Here is a 24,043-nt window from a genome sequence, read left to right on the forward strand (position 1 = left end):
AACAAAAACCCAAAGCCCTAAAAATCAGGGCTTTGGTTTTTTGTTTATAAATTATTGTTCATGTTCATTAAGAATGGTTCCGATAATTAACGCAACGCGAATTCGCAGTGAATCTTGAGGGTCGCGAAAAGAACAATTAAGCATTTCTTCCGTTTTCTCAATTCGATACTTAACTGTATTTCTATGGATAAACAATCTTCTAGACGTCTCGGAAATTTCACATTGGGAATCAAGGAAAACTTGTATCGTTTTAACTAATTCCTGATCTTCTTTTGTCTTAGGATAGGCAAGCGACTTTAAGGTATTTTCGTAAAGAGCTCTTAGATCTTTTTTCGGAATAACATTAAGTAATTCTTCAAGTTCTTTCGTCTTATAGAAGTTGATGAATCCTTGCCTATTCATTTCATAGCCGTTCATGATTGCTTCTACAGATTCGAAATAAGCAGTTGGTATATCTTTGAGTGAATGAACTGCATTGCTAACCCCGAAAGAAATTGAATAGTCACCCTGCAAACTGTTTTGACAGCTTACGATAAATTCTGTTACATTACTTAAATCTGTTTCACTAAAATTGGAGAATTGCATAATCATGACAAAGTATTTTTCCTTCGAAAATAAAATGGCATCCATTTTACTGTGAATGATTTCATCTTCGAGCTGATCATAAATACTATTATATAACTCCCCGGCCTTTTTTTCATATAATTGCAAAGCTTGATAATTTTGACCTTGTGGATCAATGGAGCAGATTATACAAATATTATCCATGTTCTCTTTCAGCCCATAATAATTTGCCCTGCTTAAAATCTCTTCATCGGAGTGGATTCTCATTTCAATAAGATCATCAAAGAAATTATTTTTTAATATTCTTGAATTTTCTTCAATTGCCTGTTCTTTAATAATCGTAAAGGAAATAACATTGCCGGCCTGTTCGATTGCCATTTGTGAAGAAGGATAAGGCAAAGTTAAAGAATCAATTATAACGAGCATGCTAGGGTATTGCCTCTTTGTTTGTACAGGAAAGGTAGAAATGGATTGATGCTCTCTTGATGGAATGACAAATGTGGCTCCTTCTCTAGCAGCAGCTAAATCTTCTTTTACCTTTTGAATAATTTCCTGTTCAACAATTTTCATTGAATCCATTCGGAAATCATGACTATGGGCGATTTTTTCTCCTCGATGATTCAATAATAGGGTCGGCCGTGTAAGAAAATGACCTAATTGTTCGATTAGCGCAGTCAAACTATATCCTTTTATCAGCATATCAGAGAACTCTTTTTGAACATGAAGGGCATAATAAAGCTGTTCGGTTTCAGAATCATTTAAATAATTCAAAATATGACGGGAAACTTCCCCTAAAGTATGCTTTGTAGGAAGATCGATAATGGGAAAAGCTAAGTCATCAGCAAGTAATTTAATTTCTGTTGGCAATTCCTTTAAGAATCGGTTAATTTTGATGACTATGCCAGAACAATTTAATTCGTGCATTTGTTTAATCAATGCAGAAAATTGTTGAATATCACCACTGAAAGCATAACCAGTTGTTAGAAGCAGATGATTACTATCTAAAAATTGGATGATATCAGGTGTATCTGATATATTAACAAATTGAACATTCCGTGTGAGTCCTCTGTGACCTGCCAGGACAACACTTTCTTTCATGCCTTCTAATATAAATAAATCATTCATTGTTTTCATGTTTTATCCCTCATTTAAAAGCTTCGCAAATGTCATTTTACGTTAAATGTTAACAAAATGCAAATGATTTTTTGGTTATTGTGAACAATGACATCTAACTTGTTTATCATTTACACTATTAAGTAATAGAGATTATGGAACAATTTTTAAGAAAGCTCCTGTCATGTTAAAGCATATATTATAGTTTTGAGGTGAATTGGTTGATTTATTCAACAGGAACGAATAAATATGATAAACATCTGTGGAATGCATATGCTTTAAGTGATGAAATTCATCAAATTGTTAGTAACAATCCTAAAGGTTGTGTCCACAGTATATTTAACAATAGCTTCAACTTAAACTTCGGTCATCATCTTGTCCATGTTGGTGGACAGGAAAATGGCATGGCTCCATTTGGGATCGCATTAGAACAGGAACATGTACAACTGCTTACTCGACAAATTAGAGTAAACCAAACTGTTCATTGGGATAAGTTATCAAATAGATTTGTTTTCACGGATGGAATAATTCTTGCGTTAGAACAAGCAGAATTGATGAATCATGCCATCAAATCAAAAATGTACAATTTGAATAACTTAAAAAGTAATGTCCAAGTGGTTGCTAAAAGGCTTTTGCAAAATGATTGGCAAATAGGACTAGCAGAAACGCAAGAAGATCAAGCAGCGATAATAAATTATTTAATAAATTCCGATTCTGCAAATACAAAAGAGGATTCAGTCATAATCCAACAATTAGATATGTTGCGGAAACTTGCGAGGGGTCATGATTCAATAAACTCTAAAACAGTATTTGATTATTGGATTGGAAGGGGCCTTGGCCTTACACCAAGCGGTGATGATATTATAACTGGGATTTGTGCAATTCTTTCTTCATTTGAGGGAACAAACAAAGCCTTTCTTGAGCAACTGAAAAAATATTTATTGGAAGATGGCAGGAACCGGACAACACATGTTGCCTTTGAATATCTTATATACGCAGTTGAAAGGAAATTTCATTCACATCTTATTAAGATGTGTGAAGTAATGGATCAATCACAAGGACCTAATATATCGTTAGCTCTTGAAGAAATGAAACAAATAGGACATACTTCTGGAGCAGATACGTTAGCAGGTATTTTGTTAGGTATTAAAGCTGCAGTCAATTAAGAATTATTTATTACTATTAGGGAAGGTGATCGTTATTAAGGAGTTATTAAAATCAAGTAACTGGATTTCGGGCTTACAGTGGCTCTTTTTTATTTTCACAAACATTGTGGTTATACCGATTACAGTTGGTGCTGCTTTTGACCTTTCTCCAAGTAAAATTGTGAATTTGTTGCAGCTTTCCTTTATAGTGACTGGCTTAGCTTGTATCGTGCAAGCATTCTTTGGTCATAGACGCGCAATTATGGAAGGACAATCAGGACTTTGGTGGGGAGTGATCCTAACTCTTTGTACGACTGCCTCAGCACAAGGTATGTCGTTGTCTGTCCTTGGGGGTAGCTTGACAGTTGGAATTATTATATCTGCAATTTTGACATTTATTATTGGTGTAACTGGCATAGGGCCACACCTAGCTAAGCTATTTAACCCTGCAGCAATGGGTGTGTTTATGTTTTTATTTGGATGCCAATTGATTAGCATTTTTTTGAAAGGTATGCTTGGTATTCCGTTTGGTAATCAGGCACAAGGTGCACACATTGATCTATCTATTTCCTTATTATCAATCATTACGGCAATTATCGTTATTATCATAAGTGTTAAAGCACCGCCAAGTATTCGACGTTATGGCTTACTGATTGGTATCATAATTGGTTGGATTGCATATTCACTTATTTTTAATACTCAAAATTCGGTTAGTCAAGTATCGTCATTTAGCTTGGAGTTATTTCCATTAGGGAAACCGGCTTGGGATGTAGGGGTTATTATTACAACAGTGTTAGCTGGTTTACTAAACTCGGCAAATACATTTGGATCGTTAAAGGGAACTGAGGGAATGTACAATGTACAGACTACGAAGTCGGAATACAGAGCGTCCTTTATTATTACAAGTATTTTTTCGGCTATTGCTGGTTTATTTGGTCTTGTCCCTTATTCACCTTATGTTTCGTCAATCGGCTTTCTTAGTCAAACAGGTATTTTAAAAAGACTTCCATTTGTTCTCGGTGGAATTATGTTTTTAGTCATGGGTCTAATCCCGCCGATTGGCCATTTCTTCTCTCAATTGCCACTGAGTGTGGGAAGCGCAGCATTGTTTGTCTCATATTTGTTACTCCTGAATTCGTCAATGAATTTTTTCAAGCAGGTCGAATTTAAAACGAACAATGCATATCGTTCAGCGATTCCGTTGTTCGTAGGAATCGTGATTATGACATTACCTGTGTCTTATTTTGAAACAATTCCGAGTGTAGTTCGCCCTTTACTTAGCAGTGGATTACTAACGGGAATAATTCTTGCCCTTCTTTTAGAAAACCTAGTAAATTGGGAACGTGCTAGTGTAACAGAAGATAGTAAACAAAAAAAGGAAAAAACAGCTTTGGATATAGAGTTAGAAAAAACCCAAACGGTGCGTAATGGATGACGAAAACGATAAATAAATGACAAAAGGGCTAAAGAGGTTTCTCTCTTGCCCTTTTTACTTATTTAAATATTTTAAAATGTTTTACGCCATTTAATTACTGTATAGTTAAAGAGGCGTATTTTGCAGTATTAATCTATCGAAAGGACAAATACTGATGGAATTTAAGGAATTTAAAGTAGCAGATTTATTAAATATTGAGTCCATGAAAGACGCAGTTGTCTTAGGGGGACACCGTTATTTGATCAATGATATTAAGGGCATCACGATCATGGAAGGGCCTGATATTGTTGACTGGATCAAGGGTGGGGAAGTAATCTTAACTAGCCTTTATTCCATACGTTCTTTAGGTGAAAGAGAACAAAAGGAATTCATCGTGAGGTTGGTGGAGAAAGAAGTAAGTGCCCTTGTCGTTAAAATAGTGGAAACGGAAATTTCTGAACCACTAATCCGACACAGCGAGAAACTGGGTTTACCAATCATTCAGCTCCCGAAGGAAATTCCATTTGTTGATGTCATGTATCCTGTAATGGATGAACTCTTTAATAAACAAGTAACAAAGTTAAATTATTATCAAGAAATTCATGATCGCTTTACAGCATTGTCACTCGCTGATAAAGGGCCAGAAAAAATCATCGATACGTTAGAGAAGTTAATCGGTAACCCAGTTGCCCTGTTTGACCGGAATTTTCATTGTATTGTTTCAACGGCTCCTTGTCTATCATCATTTCAAATTATTGAAAAGGTTCACTTCTATGAACAGACTGCAGGAATAAAGTTCCCGCACTATCGGCAAATTGTGAAGTATCCACAATTAGATAACGTAATGGGTCATCAAATTGTCGTTCCGATTGAGACTCTAAATCATGTAAAAACGTACTTGTTAATTGGAGAGATGAATAAATCATTACAAGAACTTGATTTAATTGCAGTTGAAAATGCTGCAACTTCTTTATCCCTTGAGTTAGTCAAACAATTTGCGGTAGCTGAGGTTGAAAAGAAGTTTAAAAACGATTTAATTGATGAGCTTATTAGCGGGAAAATCCATTCACTTCAATCAATCCACCAGAAAGCGAATGTAATCGGCTGGGATTTTGAAGGCTCGTTTGTGGCCGTTGTATTCAAAATAAATCAGCTTAAAGAGTTTGGAAATAAGCAGGTGGTTTCCGATCGGAATCATGCATTGGTGTATGAGACTGTTCATCATTACTTACCGAAAGGGATTATTACGAGCAAAAGTAATTTAGTCATCGTTCTTTGGAAGGTCAAGAAGAATAATAAAAATGATCCTGCTTGGATGAAAGATATAAAGAACACATCCAGAAGCATTCAAGAGTTTATTAAAAAACAAGTAAAAGACATTTCCCTTCAAGTGGGCATCGGGAACGTAGCGAAGGGAGTGATTGACATTCCTGAAAGTTACAAGGAAGCACGCGATGCATTAGAACTAGGTGAAAGGATAGATGGCAAGGAATCGATTACAGCCTTTTCTGAATTAGGGATTTTTCGCCTGTTATGTCATTTTAAAGACCCGTTAGAGTTGAGCCAGTTTATTCCTCAATCGCTTAAGGTATTGTTAAATTACCACCAAGAAAATCAAGCGGATCTCCTAAAAACTCTGCAGGTTTTTTTGGAATGTCAACAAAATGCTGCTAAGGCCGCTAAAGTTCTCTATATCCATTACAAAACGGTTGTTTATCGTTTGGACAGAATAAAAGAGATTACTGGCATGGATTTTAAAGATGCGGAGGAAATGTTATCTGTTCAAGTTGGGTTAAAGATTGTAGATCTTCTTCAACGTGAAAATTAGGAATATTAAATTAGGAGCCGCCCAATTGATAATTGGATATTTTTTCAAGGTAAAGACTTAGCTATTTTAATGTTTTTGTAATGTAACCCTTTACAATTTTATTCGCCTGTAATGGCTTTTCCCTTATAGTAGTGGTGAGGTTAAGAAACTCACTGATTAGGTGTGGAAGTTCAAGAAAATAACCTAAAAAAGGGAAATGATATTATGGTGGAAACTCTTCCGATCCTACTAGAATTCTTATTGAACTTTAAAAATTTACTTGCCCCCAGTGCCCAATGGCTAGTGGATTTCGCCTTTCTCCCTGGCATAATTCAACATAGAGTTATTTTCCTACTTTGTATTTTATTTATGTCGAGTGAAATGATTGTGGCTGTACGGCGCTAGTCGGAAGCAATGAGTTTTCCGTTTTCCATGTTATAACGTACTAAAAACAGTTATTATGAATCTAATGGTATCTGTTCAAGCTTATATTCTGATAAGCCGGTCAGATGCCTTTATTATAGAGAAGAGCAACAAGATGAGAAAAAGCTCGCTCATTAAAGAAAGAACTTATTAGTTTGCTGTGTAAGAGTGTCAGAGTATATAGACACTCTATTTCTTGTGTCCGTGTTTTATCCGATTAGGATAAATTAGTTAATAAAACTTTATCCAATTATCCTAAAGACTATAGATGTATAATCTTATACCATTAAATCTGGGTCTTTAAGAATAAAAACCTTTCTCAAAAACTTATAAATGTTAAATGTAAGCAGTTGCATAGGAAGTTGTTACATAACAAAGAATACTATATGTCATTCTTCAAATGAACTGCAAATAGTAATCTGCTTACTTCATGAAGTTAAATTTAACGCTCTATATTAGCATAATCCAAGTTCCAAGAATTAAACAGAAAGGATGAACATAATGGCTGAAGAAACAAAAGGAAAGTCAATGAACTTTGGCGAACTGCCAGAAGAAGCTGCTTCTAAACTTGATTGGCTAGCAGGCTTCGGCGAAGACCCTAAAGGGGGAGTATCACGTCTCCTTTATTCAAAAGCCTGGGTTGAAGGCCAAAAAGCTTTAAAAGATTGGATGGAAGAAATCGGTCTTGAAGCTAAATTTGATGAAATTGGCAATTTGTTTGGAACGCTTAAAGGGAAAAATGTGAACGAGACAGTACTAACTGGCTCCCATGTTGATACAGTAAAAAATGGCGGTAAATATGATGGTGCATACGGGATTATTGCCGGTATCCTCGCATTAAAATATTTAAAAGAAACATACGGCGAACCTCTCCGCAACATTGAAGTTGTTTCAATGGCGGAAGAAGAAGGAAGCCGTTTCCCTTATGCATTCTGGGGCTCAAAAAACATTGTAGGATTAGCAAAACGTGAAGATGTTGAAACCATTAAGGATTTTGAAGGTATTCCGTTTGTGGAAGCGATGAAAAATGCTGGTTTTGGCTTCAGGGATGAATCAAAAGGGATGCGAGATGACTTAAAAGCATTTGTTGAAGTGCATGTTGAGCAAGGGAACGTATTAGAAAATGAAAAGATCCCTGTAGGTGTAGTAAATAACATCGTTGGTCAAAGACGCTATACAGTAGAAATTACTGGAGAAGCTAATCATGCGGGTACAACGCCAATGGGCTACCGCAAAGATGCGATGTATGCTGCAAGCCAGATGGTTTATGAAATCATTTCTATGGCTAGAGAAGAGGGAGATCCACTTGTAACAACTGTGGGTAAAATCGAAGCTCAGCCTAATATTGTTAACGTAGTTCCTGGTAAAGCAATCTTCACAATTGATGTACGTCATACTGAAAAAGAGGCAATTGTTTCTTTCACTGAAAAAATGACCGCACGCATGGAAGCAATTTCTAAAGAGCATGGTGTTGAAATAAACATCGATCTTTGGATGGATGCTGATCCTGTTCCTATGGACCAGAAGGTTGTTGAATTAATTGAAAAACAATGCAAAGAAAATGGTTTGACTTACAAACTAATGCACAGTGGGGCTGGACATGATTCACAAATTTTTGCTCCAGCTGTTCCAACAGCTATGCTATTTGTTCCTAGCTTAAAGGGAATTAGCCATAATCCAGCTGAGTTTACTGAGCCATCAGACTTGGCTGAAGGTATTAAAGCACTGATTGGTGCCCTTTATGAATTAGGTTATAAAGAATAATTGATGTTATTTTCAGCTTCATATAATTAGGTTTATTACCTTTTATAATAAAAAAATCTTTAATAAAGAGGAGAATGTATCGATGGGTTATCCAAAAGATTTGCTTTCAAGTAGATCCATTATCAAACATGGTTTATATGCTTTAATCGCACCAGAAGGTCTTGTAAATAATGTTATTCCTGGATTTGAAAATTGCACAATGTCGATTTTAGGATCTCCACAATTAGGTGCAACCTTTGTTGATTACATCGTTACAATGCATGAAGGCGGAAAGAATAGCCAAGGCTACTGCGGACAATCAGATGTTGAATGCTTCGTTTACGTTTTAGGCGGAAAAGTAAAAGCAAAAGCTGACGACCAAGAATTTGTTCTAGAGGAAAGCGGCTATTTATACTGCCCACCAGGCGTTACTATGTACTTAGAAAACATGGAAGCTGGCGATTCTCGTCTATTCCTTTATAAACAAAAACACAAGCCACTAGAAGGCCGTAAGCCATGGGTTGTTTCTGGTCATTCAAATGATATTGAATACAGAGACTACGATGATATGCACAATGTTCATATTAAAGATTTATTACCAATGGATATTGATTTTGATATGAACTTCCACATTTTATCTTTCGACCCAGCGGCAAGCCATCCATTTATTGAAACACATTATCAACAACACGGTGCATACTTACTTTCTGGTGAAGGTATGTATAACCTTGATAATGAATGGATTCCAGTTAAAAAAGGCGATTACATTTTCATGGGACCATATGTCCATCAGGCAGCTTATGCTGTTGGAAGAGAACCTTTAACATATGTTTATTCTAAAGATTGTAATCGGGATCCGGAATTATAATAATCCCAACAAAGAGGTGTCACCATGAGATTAAAAAGAGAGGACTTAAAAAGTCTTATCAAAACAAAGCTGCATAAGGCTGGTCTTAAAGAGGATCATGCTGAAACAGCAGCTGAAGTACTCGTATTTGCAGACGAAAGAGGGATTCATTCCCACGGTGCAATGCGTGTAGAATATTATGCTGAAAGAATTGCTAAAGGCGGAATTAATACTAACCCTGACTTTAGATTTGAAAAGACAGGTCCTTGCTCAGGCGTTTTTCATGCAGATGGCGGAAATGGTCATACAGCTGCCAAATTAGCAATGGATGAAGCCATTAAAATGGCAAAAGAAAACGGTATTGCAATTGTTGGTGTAAGAGATATGTCTCATAGTGGTGCAATTTCTTACTTTACCCATCAAGCTGCACAAGCGAATTTAATTGGGCTTACGGTTTGTCAATCTGATCCGATGGTAGTTCCATTTGGAGGAGCAGAGCCTTATTATGGAACGAACCCAATTGCCTTTGCGGCACCTAGCATGGAAGACGGTAAATTTATTACGTTAGACATGGCAACAACTGTTCAAGCTTGGGGGAAAATTCTCCATGCAAGATCAAAAAATGAGTCAATTCCAGATACTTGGGCAGTTGACAAAAATGGAGAACCAACAACAGATCCATTTAATGTGAATGCATTATTACCAATCTCTGGACCAAAAGGCTATGGTCTAATGATGATGGTAGATGTATTATCAGGTATTCTACTTGGTCTTCCATTTGGTAATAAAGTATCTTCTATGTACGAAGATTTAACTGCATACCGTAAATTAGGTCAGCTTCACATTGTTATTAACCCGGAATTCTTTGGCGGAATCGCTGGTTTCAAGAAAGATATTTCGCAAACAATGGATGACTTAAATCAAATCAAACCTGCACCAGGATTTTCAAAGGTTTTATACCCTGGTCAAAATAATGATGTTGTTATTGCGGAATACAAGGAAAATGGCATTGAAATTGTTGATGACATCTATGATTATTTACGTTCTGATGTGATCCATAACAATCAATACGATCACAAAGACCCGTTTGCTAAGTAATTTTTCCAAAAGGAAAATAGGTAAGGACGAATTCATAGGGGTGAGAGGGAATGAGATTATCAAAAGAGCAATTGCACGATTTAATTGCTACAAAGCTTCATAAGGCCGGATTAACTGAAGATCATGCTTCAGGAGTTGCAGATGTACTTGTTCATGCAGATGCTAGAGGAGTACACTCTCACGGAGCAATGAGGGTGGAATATTATGCTGAAAGAATTGCAAAAGGCGGATTAAATAATAATCCGGAATTCAAGCTTGAAAAGACGGGTCCATGTACAGCGATTTTCCACGGAGATAATGGAGTAGGCCATGTTGCAGCAAAACTTGCAATGGATGAAGCGATTAAAATGGCAAAGGAAAATGGAATTGCTGTAGTAGGCGTTAGCAGAATCGGCCATAGCGGTGCACTTTCATACTTTGTTCAACAAGCTGCAGATGAAAATCTAGTTGGAATCTCAGTTTGTCAATCCGATCCGATGGTCGTTCCTTTTGGCGGATCAGAGCCTTATTATGGTACGAACCCAATTGCATTTGCTGCTCCAGGCAAGGACGGAGAACACATTACTTTTGATATGGCGACAACTGTTCAGGCTTGGGGAAAAATTCTTCATGCAAGATCGAAAAATGAATCTATTCCTGATACATGGGCTGTTGACAGCAATGGAGAACCGACAACTGATCCATTTAAAGTAAATGCGTTAGTTCCGATTGCAGGGCCAAAGGGATACGGGCTCATGATGATGGTTGATGTTTTATCAGGTATCTTACTTGGCCTTCCGTTTGGAAACAAAGTTTCTTCCATGTACCATGATCTCACTGAGTATCGCAATCTTGGTCAGCTTCATATTGTCATAAATCCTGAGTTCTTTACAGGAATTAAAGGCTTCCAAGAAGATATAGCAACAACAATGAAAGACCTCAATAATATCAAGCCGGCCCCTGGCTTTGATAAAGTTTCTTACCCTGGGCAAAGAAGTGCTGAAAGGGAAAAGAAATATGAAGAGAACGGCATTGAAATTGTTGATCATATTTATGAGTATTTGACTTCAGATGTTGTTCACAACAATGCGTATGACAATAAAAGCCCTTTTGCAAAATAAAAAAGTGTTAGAAAAAAGAAGGGTGGTCTCATCAAGAGTTGCCACCCTTCTACTATGAAAAGGAAATGATTGAATTCAACAACCTTTTCGAAGAGTAAGAAAAATATAAAAAGAGGTGCATGAAAACATGCTTTATACTATCGTAAAACAGAATTCATATCAGGATTCAGTTAACCTAATGCTTCTTACGAATAAAATTTCAACAATGGAAGGCATTAACAAAGTCCAAATTATGATGGGGACTCCTGCTAACAAAGATATTTTCAAGACTGCTGGTCTTTTCACGGATGAGCTTGAAGGTGCAGCATCAAATGATATGTGTATCGTTGTTGACACTGATGCTGAAGAAAAGATTCAAGAAGTTCTTGATGAAGTAGATAACTATTTAAGCAACCAAGCAATCAGCAGCAGCAAGGAAGCTTTTGAAACTGTACGCTCATGGGATAAAGCTACGCAAGCATTACCAGGTGCGAATCTTGCAATCATCTCTACACCAGGTCAATATGCAGCTGAAGAAGCAGAAAAAGCACTTGATAGAGATATGCACGTTTTAATTTTCAGTGACAATGTAACAATTGAAGATGAGCGTCGTATTAAAGAAAAAGCCCATGAAAAAGGTCTTCTTGTTATGGGTCCTGACTGTGGTACTGCAGTTGTTTCTGGTGTTCCGCTTGCATTCGCAAACGTTGTGAAAACAGGAAAAATTGGTGTAATCGGGGCTTCTGGAACAGGTATTCAAGAAGTTATTACAGAAATTGACCGTTTAGGTAGCGGTGTAAGCCATGCAATCGGTACTGGCGGCCGTGACCTCAACGATAAAATTGGTGCGATTACAATGTTAGATGGTATTAAGGCTTTAGCACAGCATAGTCAAACAGAAGTAATCACATTAATTTCAAAACCACCTGCAAAAGAAGTTCGTGATGAAGTTGTTCAATTACTTCAAAGCATTTCTAAGCCAGTTGTTGCAATTTTCCTTGGTGAAAAGCCACATAACCATGAAGGAAATGTTTATTATGCAAACACACTTGAAGAAACAGCAGCTATCGCTGTAGACCTTGCAAAAGGTAATGCAATCAAGCCAAATTACAATGAGCTACAAGCTGAAGTACCTGCAGTGAACTTAAAGCCTGAACAAAAAACAATTAAAGGTTTATATTCTGGCGGTACGCTAGGATACGAAGCAGCTACACTTATCAGCAGAGGACTTAACCTTGGAACAACAGATCATCATGAAGACGGTTACCTGTTAAATGCTAATGGATTTGAAGTAATTGACCTTGGTGATGATATTTATACACAAGGTAAACCGCATCCAATGATTGATCCTGATACAAGAATTCAATTCTTCCAAAAAGCAGCACAAGATGAATCAACAGCAATTATTTTATTTGATGTTGTACTTGGATATGGTTCTCATGAAGATATGGCGGGCGCACTTATCCCTGGCATCCAAAAAATTCAAAACGCTGCTAAAGAAAATGGCAGAAACATTTACTTTGTTGGAACTGTTTGTGGTACTGATCAAGATCCACAAGACATCGATGAGCAAAAAGCAAAACTAGAACAAGCTGGCGTTATCTTACGTGATAGCAATAACCAATCAGTTTTAACTGCCTTAGCTATGCTTGATATCCAAATTGAAGAAGTACAAAAAGAAGTAGTTCCTGCTAATGAGGCTGCGAACGCTAATATTGCGGTTTCAGAGGAAATCCAAAAATTATTAACTGAAAAACCAAATGTAGTTAACGTTGGATTAAAGAAATTTACAGATGCAATTACTGCAAACGGCGGAAGAGTAGTTCAATTTGATTGGCGTCCAGTTGCTGGCGGAAATCCAAGAATGCGTAAAGTCTTAAGTGTACTTCGCTAATCTAAGAAATAGATTCGAAATTTAGGGAAACCGGTTTACACGACCAATGAATGTTCAGGAGGAAAGCAAAATGTACGGACAATATAAAACAATTGATGAAGCAAACCGAGCGGTTATTGATAAAATTGTATCAGGCGCACCTTTTTTAACAGATGTAGTTCCTGCTAAATCTGTTATTCAAGAATTAAATGGGAAAGTATTACTTCATGCAGGACCACCTATTAAATGGGAAAATATGACAAGCCCGATGCAAGGATCTTGTGTTGGAGCTACATTATTTGAAGGTTGGGCAAAGAATGCTGATGAAGCATTTGAAATGCTTAAAAATGGTGAAATCGAATTCATTCCATGTCACCATGTAAATGCGGTTGGTCCAATGGGTGGTATCACATCTGGAAGTATGCCGGTTTTAGTTGTAGAAAATCGCGACGGCGGCAATCAAGCATATTGTACAATGAATGAAGGAATTGGTGCAGTTCTACGTTTCGGTGCATATTCTGAGGAAGTAATTAACCGTCTTGGATGGTTCAGAGATGTACTAGGACCTGTTATTTCAAAAGCACTTAAAGTAAAAGGCGATGGGTTAAACGTAAACGTAGCGATTGCAAAAGCAATTACGATGGGTGATGAGTTCCATCAACGTAATATTGCTGGTTCCCTTATTTTCTTAAAAGACATCGCTCCATACATTTTACAATCAGATGCAGATGAAAAAGATAAACTAGATGTTATTCAATTCTTAGCTGATACAGACCAATTCTTCTTAAATATTGCGATGGCAACAAGTAAAGCAGTTATGGATACAGCAAGACAAATTCAGCATGGTACAGTTGTAACAGCAATGTGCCGTAATGGACATGAGTTCGGAATCCGTATTGCTGGTATGGGTGATCAATGGTTTACAGCACCAGTTAATACACCACAAGGTCTATTCTTTACGGGATATGATCAAGATATGGCTTGCCCTGATATGGGTGACAGTGCGATCACCGAAACATTCGGTGTCGGCGGTATGGCTATGATCGCTGCTCCTGGTGTTACTCGCTTCGTTGGTGCAGGCGGTATGGACGATGCGGTTAACACAAGTAATGATATGATGGAAATTTGTATTGACCACAACCCGAACTACTCAATTCCTACTTGGGATTTCAAAGGCTCTTGCCTTGGCATTGATGCAAGAAAAGTTGTTGAAACTGGAATCGAGCCAGTTATTAACACTGGTATTGCTCATAAAGAAGCGGGAGTTGGCCAAATCGGTGCAGGTACCGTTCGTGCCCCATTAGCATGCTTTGAAAAAGCTATTGATGCATATGCAGTGATGCTTGGATTAATCGAAGCAGAATAATGAAATCATTTTGGAGAGGGTTAGTTGCTAGCTATATCCTCTCCAAATTTTTTGAAGGTTTTTTTTTGAAAAAAAGCTTGCAATGGAAAATTGAAAACATTCATAATGGGAAAGAGAAATTCGAAATTAAAGGAGTTTTGTCAAATGAGCAAAATTGTTTTAGCCATTGGCGGTAATGCCATTATTAAAGAAGGCCAAAAGGGAACACTTGAAGAGCAGCAACAAAATATTAGTGAAAGTGTTGAGCCTGTTCTTGGTTTAATCGAACAAGGAAACACAGTAGTTATCACTCATGGTAACGGACCACAAGTTGGTAACTCTTTAATTAAAAACCAAATGGCTGAATCAGTAGTGCCAGCTTATCCGCTTGATGTATTAGATGCGGAAACTCAAGGTAACTTAGGATATTTAATCCAGCAAGCATTCAGAAATAAAATGGTAGAACGTAACATTGGAAGACAAGTTGCAACAATCGTTACACAGGCTGTTGTTTCTAAAGAAGATCCAGCATTTGGCAACCCAACGAAGCCGATTGGACCATTCTATACAAAAGAAGAGCTTGACAAAGTTCTTGAAAATGAAAAAATCTCTTACATCGAAGACAGTGGAAGAGGATACAGACGTGTTGTTGCTTCTCCGAAACCAGTAACAATTGTTGAAAAAGATGCAATCCAAGCTTTATTAGATAAAGAAATTACTGTTATTACAGCTGGCGGCGGCGGTATCCCAGTTATTGAAGAAAATGGGATGCTAAAAGGTACAAATGCTGTAATTGATAAAGATTTTGCAAGTGCACTATTAGCAGCAGAAATTAATGCAGATTACTTATTTATCTTAACAGGTGTTGAGCAAGTGGCGATCCATTTCGGAACTCCACAGCAACAAAATTTATTTGAAATGACAGTTGAAGAAGCTCTACGTTATATGGATGAAGGTCATTTCCCTAAAGGAAGCATGGGACCAAAAATCGAAGCTGCAATTCTGTTCCTGCAAAAAGGCGGCAAAAACGTAATCATCACTTCAATGGACAAGCTTCAAGATGCTCTTGAAGGCAAAACGGGTACACGTGTAACTCTTTAATAAGAAATAAAAAAGACGGCGTTCGCCGTCTTTTTTTATATTACTTTACATGAAATTCATTAGGCTTAGGTCCTTTACGCTCATCCCGATTCAAGCTATTAATTGCATCCATTTCAGTAGCTGAAAGTTCGAAATCAAACACATTGAAATTTTCTTCAATTCGCGATGGAGTCACTGATTTAGGAATAGCGATCGTGTTATTTTGCAAGTGCCAGCGCAAAACGGTTTGAGCAGCTGTTTTGCCATGTTTCGCTGCGATATTTTTTATCGTCTCATTTTGCAGCACTTCACCGCCTTGATGAAGAGGGCTCCATGCCTCTACAAAAATTTCATGCTTTGAGCAGAAGTCTTTTAACACGGTTTGAGCAAAGAACGGATGGCATTCAATTTGATTTAATACGGGCTTTACATCACATTCTTTTAAAATACGGTCAAGATGTTCTAATTCAAAATTGCACACGCCAATAGCCTTTACGCGTCCGTCTTGATAAAGTTTTTCTAGCGCTTTATATGTATCTACATATTGATCAAATTCAGGTGCTGGCCAGTGGATTAAGTATAAGTCAACATAATCAAGGCCAAGTCTTTCTAAGCTTTCTTCATATGCCTGCAATGTACGATCAAAGCCTTGATCACTATTCCAAACCTTTGTCGTTATAAATAGCTCTTCTCGGGGAATAGCCGATTCTTTAATAGCTTTCCCTACTCCATTTTCATTCTTATATATCATAGCAGTATCAATAGATCTATATCCAACCTCTAATGCTCTAGCAACTGATTCAGTTGCTTGTCCATCTTCCACACGCCATACTCCGAAACCAAGCTGTGGCATTTTTAACCCATTATTTAAAGTAACAAAATTCATCATTCACTGCTCCCATCAAAAAAATATAATATCACATATTATGATAACAATATGTAATGTAAATACACATCCATATTGTAAATGAAATAAATGTTATTTTCCAACATTTGCTTTAGACGGAGCTAATGTCGAATCAAAATGCTGAATGTGGAGAGAGGATTATTTCATTATTGAAAATTTACGAAAATATAATACTACTATTCTACCCATAAAGTGTACAATGTTATGAAAGGGAATTTTAGGCATTAAAAGAATAATTAATAAAAGGGGGGGCTTGAATGGAGAAAATGACGAAAGCGGAACGAAGCTGGGCTTTTTATGATTGGGCAAATTCCGCCTATGCTATCGTTGTTGTTACTGCAATTTTTCCATTATATTTTAAATCGGCTGCAACGGATGCAGGGATCTCTTCATCCGCATCGACAGCCTACTGGGGTTATGCGAACTCATTTGCAACTTTAATTGTATCCATATTGGCACCGTTGCTAGGATCAATTGCTGACTTTAGAGGCTTCAAAAAAAGGTTTTTCACATTTTTTGCTTCATTGGGAATTATCTTTACACTGCTGTTAGCAGTTGTGCCAAGTGATCAATGGCTAATCCTCTTAGGATGTTTTGTTTTGACCTCGGTTGGGTTTGCTGGGGCAAATATTTTCTATGATGCTTTTTTAGTTGATGTCACGAGTGAGGACCGAATGAACCGTATTTCCTCAAATGGCTTTGCGCTAGGTTATATCGGGAGTACAATCCCATTTATTATTTCAATCGCGATTATTATTTTGGCTCAGCAAGCTATTATTCCATTATCTGTAGGTATAGCCAGTCAAATTGCCTTTGTCATTACAGCCTTATGGTGGGGGCTTTTTACCATCCCGCTATTGAAGAATGTTGAACAAAAATACTATGTAGAGCGTGTGCCTAATCCTGTTTCTACAAGTTTTAAAAAGCTATTCACCACGTTGAAAAATATAAAAGCTTATCGTGCACTGTTTCTTTTCTTATTGGCCTATTTTTTCTATATTGATGGAGTGCATACGATTTTAACAATGTCTACTGCCTATGGGACTGATTTAGGAATTAGTGCTTCTACTTTACTAATTGTCTTGTTTTTAGTTCAAGTGGTTGCGGCCCCTTTTACAGTATTGTTTGGAAAATTAGGCCAAAAATTTAGTGAAAAGAATATGATAGTTGTCGCTATTTTTGTATATATTATTATTTGTATTTACGCCTATTTCTTAAAAACGGCACTCGATTTTTGGGTTCTTGCTATGCTTGTTGCTTCAGTACAGGGAGGGATACAGGCATTAAGCCGTTCTTATTTTGCCAAACTCATACCGAAAGAATCATCTAATGAATTCTTCGGCTTTTATAATATCTTTGGCAAGGTTGCGGCTATTGCTGGACCTACATTAGTTGGAGCCACTGCACATATAACTGGAAATACAAATAGCGGGGTTCTCAGCTTAGTTATTTTATTTGTCATTGGCGGAGTCCTCTTGATCCGTGTTCCAAATCAAGTTAAGTTTGATTCTAAGTAAATCTTCAATCCGATTAATTAAGAAATGGCTGGGGCTGTCCAGAAAGTCAGGATAAACTGACTTTCTGGAGCCCCTTTTATTGTTCTAAATATTAAAAGGTGCACAAAAAAATCGAACTGACTAGTCAGACAGCTCCTATTTGTTGTATAAGATACCGCTGTTTACCGAACGGTACAGTGGTGTCAGAGGTAGGGAGGGAGCCTCTCCTCCTAATCGATATTAATAAATATGCAGTATAAATAAAAATTGATCAAATAGTATGAAAATTAAAAAAATAAATTGAAATGCATGATTGAAGATGCTATTCTTAAAGAAAGATAGGCGAATGCCTGTGTAATCAATAGTTATTTAAAGGTGTCCACTTTATTTTATCTTTGTTGGGATTGGGGATCAAAAAGTGTCGACAGACGACAAGATGGGAGAGAATAAATGAACACTTTTGAGATTGAAAAACCAGTGAGATATTATGACCAAGTATACAATTCCATTCGAGAAATGATTGTTCAGGGAGTGCTAAAGCCTGGTGATAAAATTTTTGAAGCAAAAATCGCAAGAGAATTAGATATTAGCCGAAGCCCTGTAAGAGAGGCAGTACGCGCGTTAGAAAAGGAAGGGCTATTAGTAATAGATGGAAAATCAAGAATTACAGTATACAAGCCTACGATGAAGGATATTGAAGATATATATGAATGCAGGATGGCACTTGAGTCATTAGCTGCAAGATTGACAACAAGGCTCGCTTCAGGGCAAGAGATAAAAAGAATTGAAAATACGGTACTTAATGCAAAACGATATTTAGATGATGCAGCAAAGGAGCAAAATAGACTAGCGCTAATCGGGGAAAATACTCAGTTTCACGATCTTATTACAAAATATAGTCAAAATGTAAGATTAAAAAAACAGCTTAGAGATTTATACTCTTTGAGTCACTATTACAGAGTTTTAAACTTCCAGGGTGAGAATAGAGAATTGGTAGTTTTTAACGAGCATCTAGAAATTCTTAACTTTATGAAACGTAGAGATGAAGAAAAAGCCTCAGTTATGATGAGAAAACATCTTGAAACAGATTTAACTCATTTGAAAGAAATTTTTGCAAACCACTAAGATATTCCCACTAGAATATGAGCTTCTATAATTCGCTCTTTTCATTAAAAGAGTACATAGAAGTTGAATGTTATAAACTGTCGACAGCAGACACTTTAGTATTTTATTGATATGGGAGGATAATCAGTTGAAAACTATTATTCAAAACGGAACGATTGTTACCGCTACTGATTGTTTTAATGCAGATATTATGATCGATAAAGGAAAAATTACTGCTATTTCGGATCGCCTTTTTCCCGAAAAGGATGACTATGTAATTGATGCGAATGGACAATACATATTTCCAGGGGGTATAGATGTTCATACCCACCTCGCTTGGCCATTTCAAAGTGCTGGAACTGCAGATGATTTTGTAAGCGGTACCAGAGCAGCTGCAGCTGGTGGAATTACAAGCATCATCAACTTTACAAAGCCCAAAAAGGGTCAAACTATTCTAGATAACTTAAAAGAATGGAAGAAGAAGGGGGAAACTTCTTTAATAGATTATGGGTTTCATACAATTATAAGTGAATATAATGACCATGTTCTTGAGGAGCTTCCTATTTTAGCGAATCAAGAAGGTGTTACATCTATTAAATTGTTTATGGCTTATAAAGGTGAGTTAATGGTTAATGACCGAGAAATGTTTAAAATAATGAAAAAAGCTGGGGAAGTAGGAATCATTACGAATGTACATGCGGAGAATGGTGACATCATTGATGAATTAATTCAGGAGTCCATCTCGAAAGGTGATACCTCACCAATATTCCATGCTCACACACGCCCAGTGATAACAGAATCAGAAGCAACAGGGAGAGCACTTGCAATCGCAGAAGCAGCGAATGCCTCCATCTATATTGTCCATGTTAGCTGTGCAGATGCATTAGAAAAAGTAGAACAGGCAAAAAAGCGTGGAGTACAGGCATATGCAGAAACCTGTCCTCATTATTTGGTTCTTGACCAAAGTAAATTGCAATTACCTAACTTTGAAAGCGGGAAATATGTTTGCTCCCCTCCTCTTCGTGAAAAATGGAATCAGGAATATCTTTGGAAGGGAATATCCTCAGGCGTTATTTCAACTGTTGCATCTGACCATAGCCCTTTTCTATTTGAAGGACAAAAAACACTAGGCAAGGATAATTTTGCAAAGATTCCTAATGGAGTTCCTGGTATAGAAGATACTTTTTCTATTGTTTACCATTTTGGAGTTCATGAAGGAAGAATTTCTTTACAAAAGTTTGTAGAGATAATGTCTTCAGGTCCTGCAAAATTATTTGGGCTGTATCCAAAAAAGGGAAGTATCGCTGTTGGATTTGACGCAGATATTGTTTTATTTAATCCTAAAACTTCTAGAATTATTACAAAGGAAAAGCAATACCAAAATGTAGATTACAATCTTTATGAGGGTACAGTCGTTCAAGGAGCCATTACGCGAGTACTTTCCAGGGGCGAGGAAATTGTTCGTGATGGATATGTTATCGGTGAACAAGGGCGAGGACAGTATTTATTTAGGAAGAAAAATTCTAATTTACGAACAGGGGTTAATATCAGGTAGTACTCGTATCTAGTAATTTCACTAGTTACGTTTTGCTAAGCAAATATTAGAGGAGGTGATTATTGAAATTTACTTAAACGTTTTGAAAATAGCATAACTCTTTAACTTTTAAGTTGAAAAAGGAGGATTTTTATGCCAAAAGGTAGCTCAGGTCTGCAAGTCTCAGAACAATCACTTGGTTTAACAGCAAAACCAACAAATGTGCGTTGGCGTGTGTTTATTATGCTTCTCTTACTCGTCACAATTAACTATGTTGACCGTGCCGTACTATCAATTGCGATGCCGGCGGTCCAAAGTGATTTAGGCCTAGATCCTGCAATAGTCGGTATCATCCTTAGTTCCTTCTTTTGGGGATATGCTCTAATGCAAGTCCCATCAGGTTGGCTTGCGGACAAATATCGTCCAGATAAGGTAGTTTATGGCGCCGCCATAAGCTGGGGAATCGTTCAAACATTAACAGGCTTTATCATGGGTGCAAAATCATTAATTTTCCTAAGGGTTTTGCTAGGAATTACAGAAGCTCCAGTTATGCCGGGGGCCTCAAAGCTACAAGCCATATGGCTGAGTTCCAAAGAAAGAGGCCGTGGGGCTACTATTATTGATAGTGGTGCACCGTTAGGAACTGCCGTTGGAGGACCAATTATTATTGCTTTTATGGCATGGTTTGGAGGATGGCGCGGTGCATTAATTGGAGCTGGGATCCTTACTATCATCATAGCTTGGTTAGCATGGAGAGTAATAAAAGGGGGGCCAAATGCAAACCCAAAAGTAAACGAGGCAGAACGTGAATATATTCGAAAAGCTCTCGAGGAAGAGTATGAAGAACATAAACGTAATGCTTCTGGAGTAAAAGTTGGTGCTAAAGATTACTTAAGAGCTCGCAATTTCTGGTGTATGTGTCTCGGCTGGTTTTCGTTTAACACAGTTTTTTACGGACTAATGACTTGGGGGCCATCTTATCTTGCAAAAACACAAAATTTAGATATTAAAGCAATTGGCGGATCGATATTAATCATTTTTGGCTCTGGCTTTATCGGGGAAATTATAGGCGGATTAATTACAGATAAGTGGCGCGATAAAGGTGGTAACTTTAATACAGTAATGAGGACGATGCTCTCAATTGCAGGTATCATGACGGCCATTTCAATTTTTCTCTTAAGCCGGTCTACTTCGGTAACGATGGCAATTACTACACTCTCAATTGCATTATTTTTTCTTCGTTGGGGTGGCTTATATTGGAGTATTCCTGCTGCAATCTCGCAAAGAGAGCATATTGGTACTGTTGGTGGATGCATGAATTTTGCTGGAAATATTGCGGGTATAGTAACCCCGATATATATCGGTATTATTGTTTCACTCACAGATTCCTATTTCTTGGCGTTAATGGTATTTGTTGTCGCAGGTCTCCTTTTAGCAACGGTGTCAAGCCTAATTAATTACAATAAAAAAATCGGGGTTGCTCATTAATTATTTAAGGAGGAATAATCATGATAAAAGAACCGAAAAAAATTGGAATGCTTACTCCCTCTTCAAACACAGTTCTAGAGCCAATTTGCTCGAAGATGTTATATCATGTTCCGGAGGTTACGTGCCATTATGGTCGATTCGAGGTTACGAAAATCTCATTAGAGCAGGATGCCTTGAGTCAATTTAATTTTGAACCTATGCTCCAGGCAGCTGAGTTGCTGGCACATGCAGAGGTTGATTTAATAGCTTGGAACGGAACGTCAGGCGGATGGCTTGGTTTCGAAATGGATCATGAACTATGTGAAGCGATTACAAAAAGAACAGGAATTCCGGCAACAACCTCTATGTTATCCCAAGTAAGAGCATTTAAAGAACACAATATTAATACTGTGCACCTTGTAACACCATATATTCCAGAGATAAATAGATTAATTGCAGAACAATATAAAAAGCATTGCAATATTGAAACGATTAATGTTCAAGGACTTTCCCAAACAGTAAATCGTTCCTTTAGCCAAGTAGATCAAGGCAGAATCGAAGAAATGATACAAGCAGTAACTGCTTCTCCTGCTGATGCATTAAGTGTTGTATGCACAAATTTTCCTGCAGTAGATAAAGTTGAATATTATGAAGAAAAATATAATATTCCAATGTACGACACGATCAATGTACTTATGTGGGAATGCTTAAAAATGGTAGATGTAGATCCAAGGACTGTAAAAGGATGGGGAAAAGTATTTTCAAGGGAAAAGGTAAGCAGATAAAAAGAAATCTTTTGCTGAGCATTCAACCTGTGGGGGGTTGCAATGCTCTCTTCATTTACTAAGATAGAAAGTTTTATCATGAGTCTGTACAGCGATTTTCGTCTTCTCTGACGACTCCATACATTTTACAGGATAGAAGATTAGCTATCCCAACCCTTATAAGTATGCAATTTTCAATGTTCAGACTTCATATCTTAATTATAACACGTATGAAAATTATTTAAAGATTTCTGGGAAAATAGACCTTGTTCTTTAAGTTTAATAAAGGGAGGAAGTCAATGATATCTGTAACTTTTGTCAAAGGAGATCGATTAGCTTTAGGAATAAAAACAGACAAGGGAATATTAGACGTAGAAGCAGCAGCTAATAACTATCCATTCATTAATAATGTGCCTAAAACAGTTACAGAACTTATTAATCATGGAGAACATGCGCAAAAAGTTCTTTCGAGACTAATCGAAATTTCATTTATGGATGATTCATTATTCCATATGGAGGATTCGTTAATTTTTGGTCCTTGTGTACCAGAGCCTAATAAAATTATTTGTATTGGATTGAATTATAAAAAGCATGCAGTGGAGTGTAATTTACCTATCCCTCCAGCGCCAATATTGATTAGCAAATTTAATAATACACTTACTGCTCATGAAAAAGACATAACCTTGCCGAGCGTATCTTCTCAGGTAGACTATGAAGCGGAATTAGTTATAGTCATTGGTAAAAAAGCGAAAAAAATTAAAAAAGAAAATGCACTATCTGTAGTATATGGTTATTGTGCAGCGAATGATGTGTCTGCTCGTGATTTGCAATCGAAAAGTTCGCAATGGCTTTTGGGAAAATCTTGTGATGGTTTTTGTCCAATTGGTCCAAATTTGGTCAGTAAAGAAGAAATTAAAAATCCGAATGATTTAAGAATTATGTCTTTTGTAAATGGAGAAATTCGTCAGGATTCAAATACTTCAGATATGATTTTTAACTGTGAAGAGATTATTAGTTATGTTTCTGAACATTTAACTTTACAGCCTGGAGACATTATTCTAACTGGAACTCCAGAGGGTGTAATAATGGGGCTTCCTGAAGTGGAAAGAGTATGGTTACAGGATGGGGACGAAGTAACTGTGAAAATTGAAAGATTAGGCATTCTAACAAATTATTTTAGGTCGGAAGAAGGTCAGGAACAATCTAGTTTGAATTACATGGAATCTAATATTAATTGACT

General features: G+C 37.0%; 18 protein-coding genes. 16 read left to right on the forward strand and 2 right to left on the reverse strand.

Annotation, left to right across the window (positions count from 1 at the left end):
- Positions 1-51: 51 nt before the first annotated feature.
- Complete coding sequence (locus tag V7164_RS04030; RefSeq protein ID WP_335346934.1) at positions 52-1,698, reverse strand: PucR family transcriptional regulator; 1,647 nt, start codon at positions 1,696-1,698, stop codon at positions 52-54.
- A gap of 200 nt (positions 1,699-1,898) precedes the next feature.
- Here V7164_RS04030 and V7164_RS04035 point away from each other — a divergent pair, with 200 nt between their 5' ends.
- From V7164_RS04035 to arcC, 10 genes are all read left to right on the forward strand, one after another.
- Positions 1,899-2,843 carry a DUF2877 domain-containing protein gene (locus V7164_RS04035; protein ID WP_335346935.1) on the forward strand — a complete coding sequence of 315 codons (945 nt, stop codon included), beginning with the start codon at positions 1,899-1,901 and terminating at the stop codon, positions 2,841-2,843.
- A 25-nt stretch (positions 2,844-2,868) separates the two neighbouring features.
- Entirely contained in the window at positions 2,869-4,257 is a 1,389-nt protein-coding gene (locus V7164_RS04040; RefSeq protein ID WP_335346936.1) for a uracil/xanthine transporter, read from the forward strand.
- Positions 4,258-4,411: 154 nt separating this feature from the next.
- Positions 4,412-6,064: a PucR family transcriptional regulator gene (locus V7164_RS04045; protein WP_335346937.1), complete on the forward strand. Its 1,653-nt coding sequence runs from the start codon at positions 4,412-4,414 to the stop codon at positions 6,062-6,064.
- Positions 6,065-6,967: 903 nt separating this feature from the next.
- Entirely contained in the window at positions 6,968-8,230 is a 1,263-nt protein-coding gene (gene allC, locus V7164_RS04050; RefSeq protein WP_438824033.1) for an allantoate deiminase, read from the forward strand.
- Positions 8,231-8,312: 82 nt separating this feature from the next.
- A complete protein-coding gene (gene allE, locus V7164_RS04055) occupies positions 8,313-9,077 on the forward strand; it encodes a (S)-ureidoglycine aminohydrolase (protein WP_335353455.1) in 765 nt (254 codons plus the stop codon).
- 24 nt (positions 9,078-9,101) lie between these two features.
- Positions 9,102-10,154: an ureidoglycolate dehydrogenase gene (gene allD, locus V7164_RS04060; RefSeq protein WP_335353456.1), complete on the forward strand. Its 1,053-nt coding sequence runs from the start codon at positions 9,102-9,104 to the stop codon at positions 10,152-10,154.
- A 50-nt stretch (positions 10,155-10,204) separates the two neighbouring features.
- Positions 10,205-11,254 (forward strand): ureidoglycolate dehydrogenase, encoded by a 1,050-nt coding sequence (gene allD, locus V7164_RS04065; RefSeq protein ID WP_335353457.1) that lies wholly within the window; start codon positions 10,205-10,207, stop codon positions 11,252-11,254.
- Between the two features lie 127 nt (positions 11,255-11,381).
- A complete protein-coding gene (fdrA, locus tag V7164_RS04070) occupies positions 11,382-13,127 on the forward strand; it encodes an acyl-CoA synthetase FdrA (RefSeq protein WP_335353458.1) in 1,746 nt (581 codons plus the stop codon).
- A gap of 70 nt (positions 13,128-13,197) precedes the next feature.
- Positions 13,198-14,472 carry a DUF1116 domain-containing protein gene (locus V7164_RS04075; protein ID WP_335347913.1) on the forward strand — a complete coding sequence of 425 codons (1,275 nt, stop codon included), beginning with the start codon at positions 13,198-13,200 and terminating at the stop codon, positions 14,470-14,472.
- A 144-nt stretch (positions 14,473-14,616) separates the two neighbouring features.
- Positions 14,617-15,552, forward strand: coding sequence for a carbamate kinase (gene arcC / locus V7164_RS04080; protein WP_335347914.1), 936 nt, complete (start codon positions 14,617-14,619; stop codon positions 15,550-15,552).
- Positions 15,553-15,592: 40 nt separating this feature from the next.
- On the opposite strand, the gene V7164_RS04085 is transcribed toward arcC, so the two are convergent.
- Positions 15,593-16,417 carry an aldo/keto reductase gene (locus tag V7164_RS04085; RefSeq protein WP_335347915.1) on the reverse strand — a complete coding sequence of 275 codons (825 nt, stop codon included), beginning with the start codon at positions 16,415-16,417 and terminating at the stop codon, positions 15,593-15,595.
- A 278-nt stretch (positions 16,418-16,695) separates the two neighbouring features.
- On the opposite strand from V7164_RS04085, the gene V7164_RS04090 reads away from it, so the two are divergent.
- The 6 genes from V7164_RS04090 to V7164_RS04115 all read left to right on the forward strand — a co-directional run bounded on the left by V7164_RS04090 (position 16,696) and on the right by V7164_RS04115 (position 24,041).
- Entirely contained in the window at positions 16,696-17,955 is a 1,260-nt protein-coding gene (locus V7164_RS04090) for an MFS transporter (RefSeq protein ID WP_335347850.1), read from the forward strand.
- Positions 17,956-18,384: 429 nt separating this feature from the next.
- Entirely contained in the window at positions 18,385-19,059 is a 675-nt protein-coding gene (locus V7164_RS04095; RefSeq protein WP_335353459.1) for a GntR family transcriptional regulator, read from the forward strand.
- A gap of 127 nt (positions 19,060-19,186) precedes the next feature.
- Positions 19,187-20,593, forward strand: a complete 1,407-nt coding sequence (gene hydA / locus V7164_RS04100; protein ID WP_335346522.1) for a dihydropyrimidinase — start codon at positions 19,187-19,189, stop codon at positions 20,591-20,593.
- A gap of 132 nt (positions 20,594-20,725) precedes the next feature.
- Complete coding sequence (locus V7164_RS04105; RefSeq protein WP_335353460.1) at positions 20,726-22,060, forward strand: MFS transporter; 1,335 nt, start codon at positions 20,726-20,728, stop codon at positions 22,058-22,060.
- Between the two features lie 20 nt (positions 22,061-22,080).
- Positions 22,081-22,824 carry a maleate cis-trans isomerase family protein gene (locus V7164_RS04110; RefSeq protein ID WP_335353461.1) on the forward strand — a complete coding sequence of 248 codons (744 nt, stop codon included), beginning with the start codon at positions 22,081-22,083 and terminating at the stop codon, positions 22,822-22,824.
- A 278-nt stretch (positions 22,825-23,102) separates the two neighbouring features.
- Positions 23,103-24,041, forward strand: a complete 939-nt coding sequence (locus V7164_RS04115; RefSeq protein ID WP_335353462.1) for a fumarylacetoacetate hydrolase family protein — start codon at positions 23,103-23,105, stop codon at positions 24,039-24,041.
- Positions 24,042-24,043 lie beyond the last annotated feature (2 nt).

Origin of the sequence: Bacillus sp. JJ1474, from assembly GCF_036965225.1 — a bacterium.
Classification (GTDB): domain Bacteria; phylum Bacillota; class Bacilli; order Bacillales; family Cytobacillaceae; genus Cytobacillus.

What these genes read in the sequence shown, in the direction of transcription:
- V7164_RS04075 (WP_335347913.1), top strand. Translation starts at nt 13,198, where the DNA reads ATGTACGGACAATATAAAACAATTGATGAAGCAAACCGAGCGGTTATT.
- V7164_RS04045 (WP_335346937.1), top strand. Translation starts at nt 4,412, where the DNA reads ATGGAATTTAAGGAATTTAAAGTAGCAGATTTATTAAATATTGAGTCC.
- fdrA (WP_335353458.1), top strand. Translation starts at nt 11,382, where the DNA reads ATGCTTTATACTATCGTAAAACAGAATTCATATCAGGATTCAGTTAAC.
- arcC (WP_335347914.1), top strand. Translation starts at nt 14,617, where the DNA reads ATGAGCAAAATTGTTTTAGCCATTGGCGGTAATGCCATTATTAAAGAA.
- V7164_RS04090 (WP_335347850.1), top strand. Translation starts at nt 16,696, where the DNA reads ATGGAGAAAATGACGAAAGCGGAACGAAGCTGGGCTTTTTATGATTGG.
- V7164_RS04085 (WP_335347915.1), bottom strand. Translation starts at nt 16,417, where the DNA reads ATGAATTTTGTTACTTTAAATAATGGGTTAAAAATGCCACAGCTTGGT.
- V7164_RS04105 (WP_335353460.1), top strand. Translation starts at nt 20,726, where the DNA reads ATGCCAAAAGGTAGCTCAGGTCTGCAAGTCTCAGAACAATCACTTGGT.
- allE (WP_335353455.1), top strand. Translation starts at nt 8,313, where the DNA reads ATGGGTTATCCAAAAGATTTGCTTTCAAGTAGATCCATTATCAAACAT.
- allD (WP_335353457.1), top strand. Translation starts at nt 10,205, where the DNA reads ATGAGATTATCAAAAGAGCAATTGCACGATTTAATTGCTACAAAGCTT.
- V7164_RS04095 (WP_335353459.1), top strand. Translation starts at nt 18,385, where the DNA reads ATGAACACTTTTGAGATTGAAAAACCAGTGAGATATTATGACCAAGTA.
- V7164_RS04110 (WP_335353461.1), top strand. Translation starts at nt 22,081, where the DNA reads ATGATAAAAGAACCGAAAAAAATTGGAATGCTTACTCCCTCTTCAAAC.
- V7164_RS04030 (WP_335346934.1), bottom strand. Translation starts at nt 1,698, where the DNA reads ATGAAAACAATGAATGATTTATTTATATTAGAAGGCATGAAAGAAAGT.
- allD (WP_335353456.1), top strand. Translation starts at nt 9,102, where the DNA reads ATGAGATTAAAAAGAGAGGACTTAAAAAGTCTTATCAAAACAAAGCTG.
- allC (WP_438824033.1), top strand. Translation starts at nt 6,968, where the DNA reads ATGGCTGAAGAAACAAAAGGAAAGTCAATGAACTTTGGCGAACTGCCA.
- V7164_RS04115 (WP_335353462.1), top strand. Translation starts at nt 23,103, where the DNA reads ATGATATCTGTAACTTTTGTCAAAGGAGATCGATTAGCTTTAGGAATA.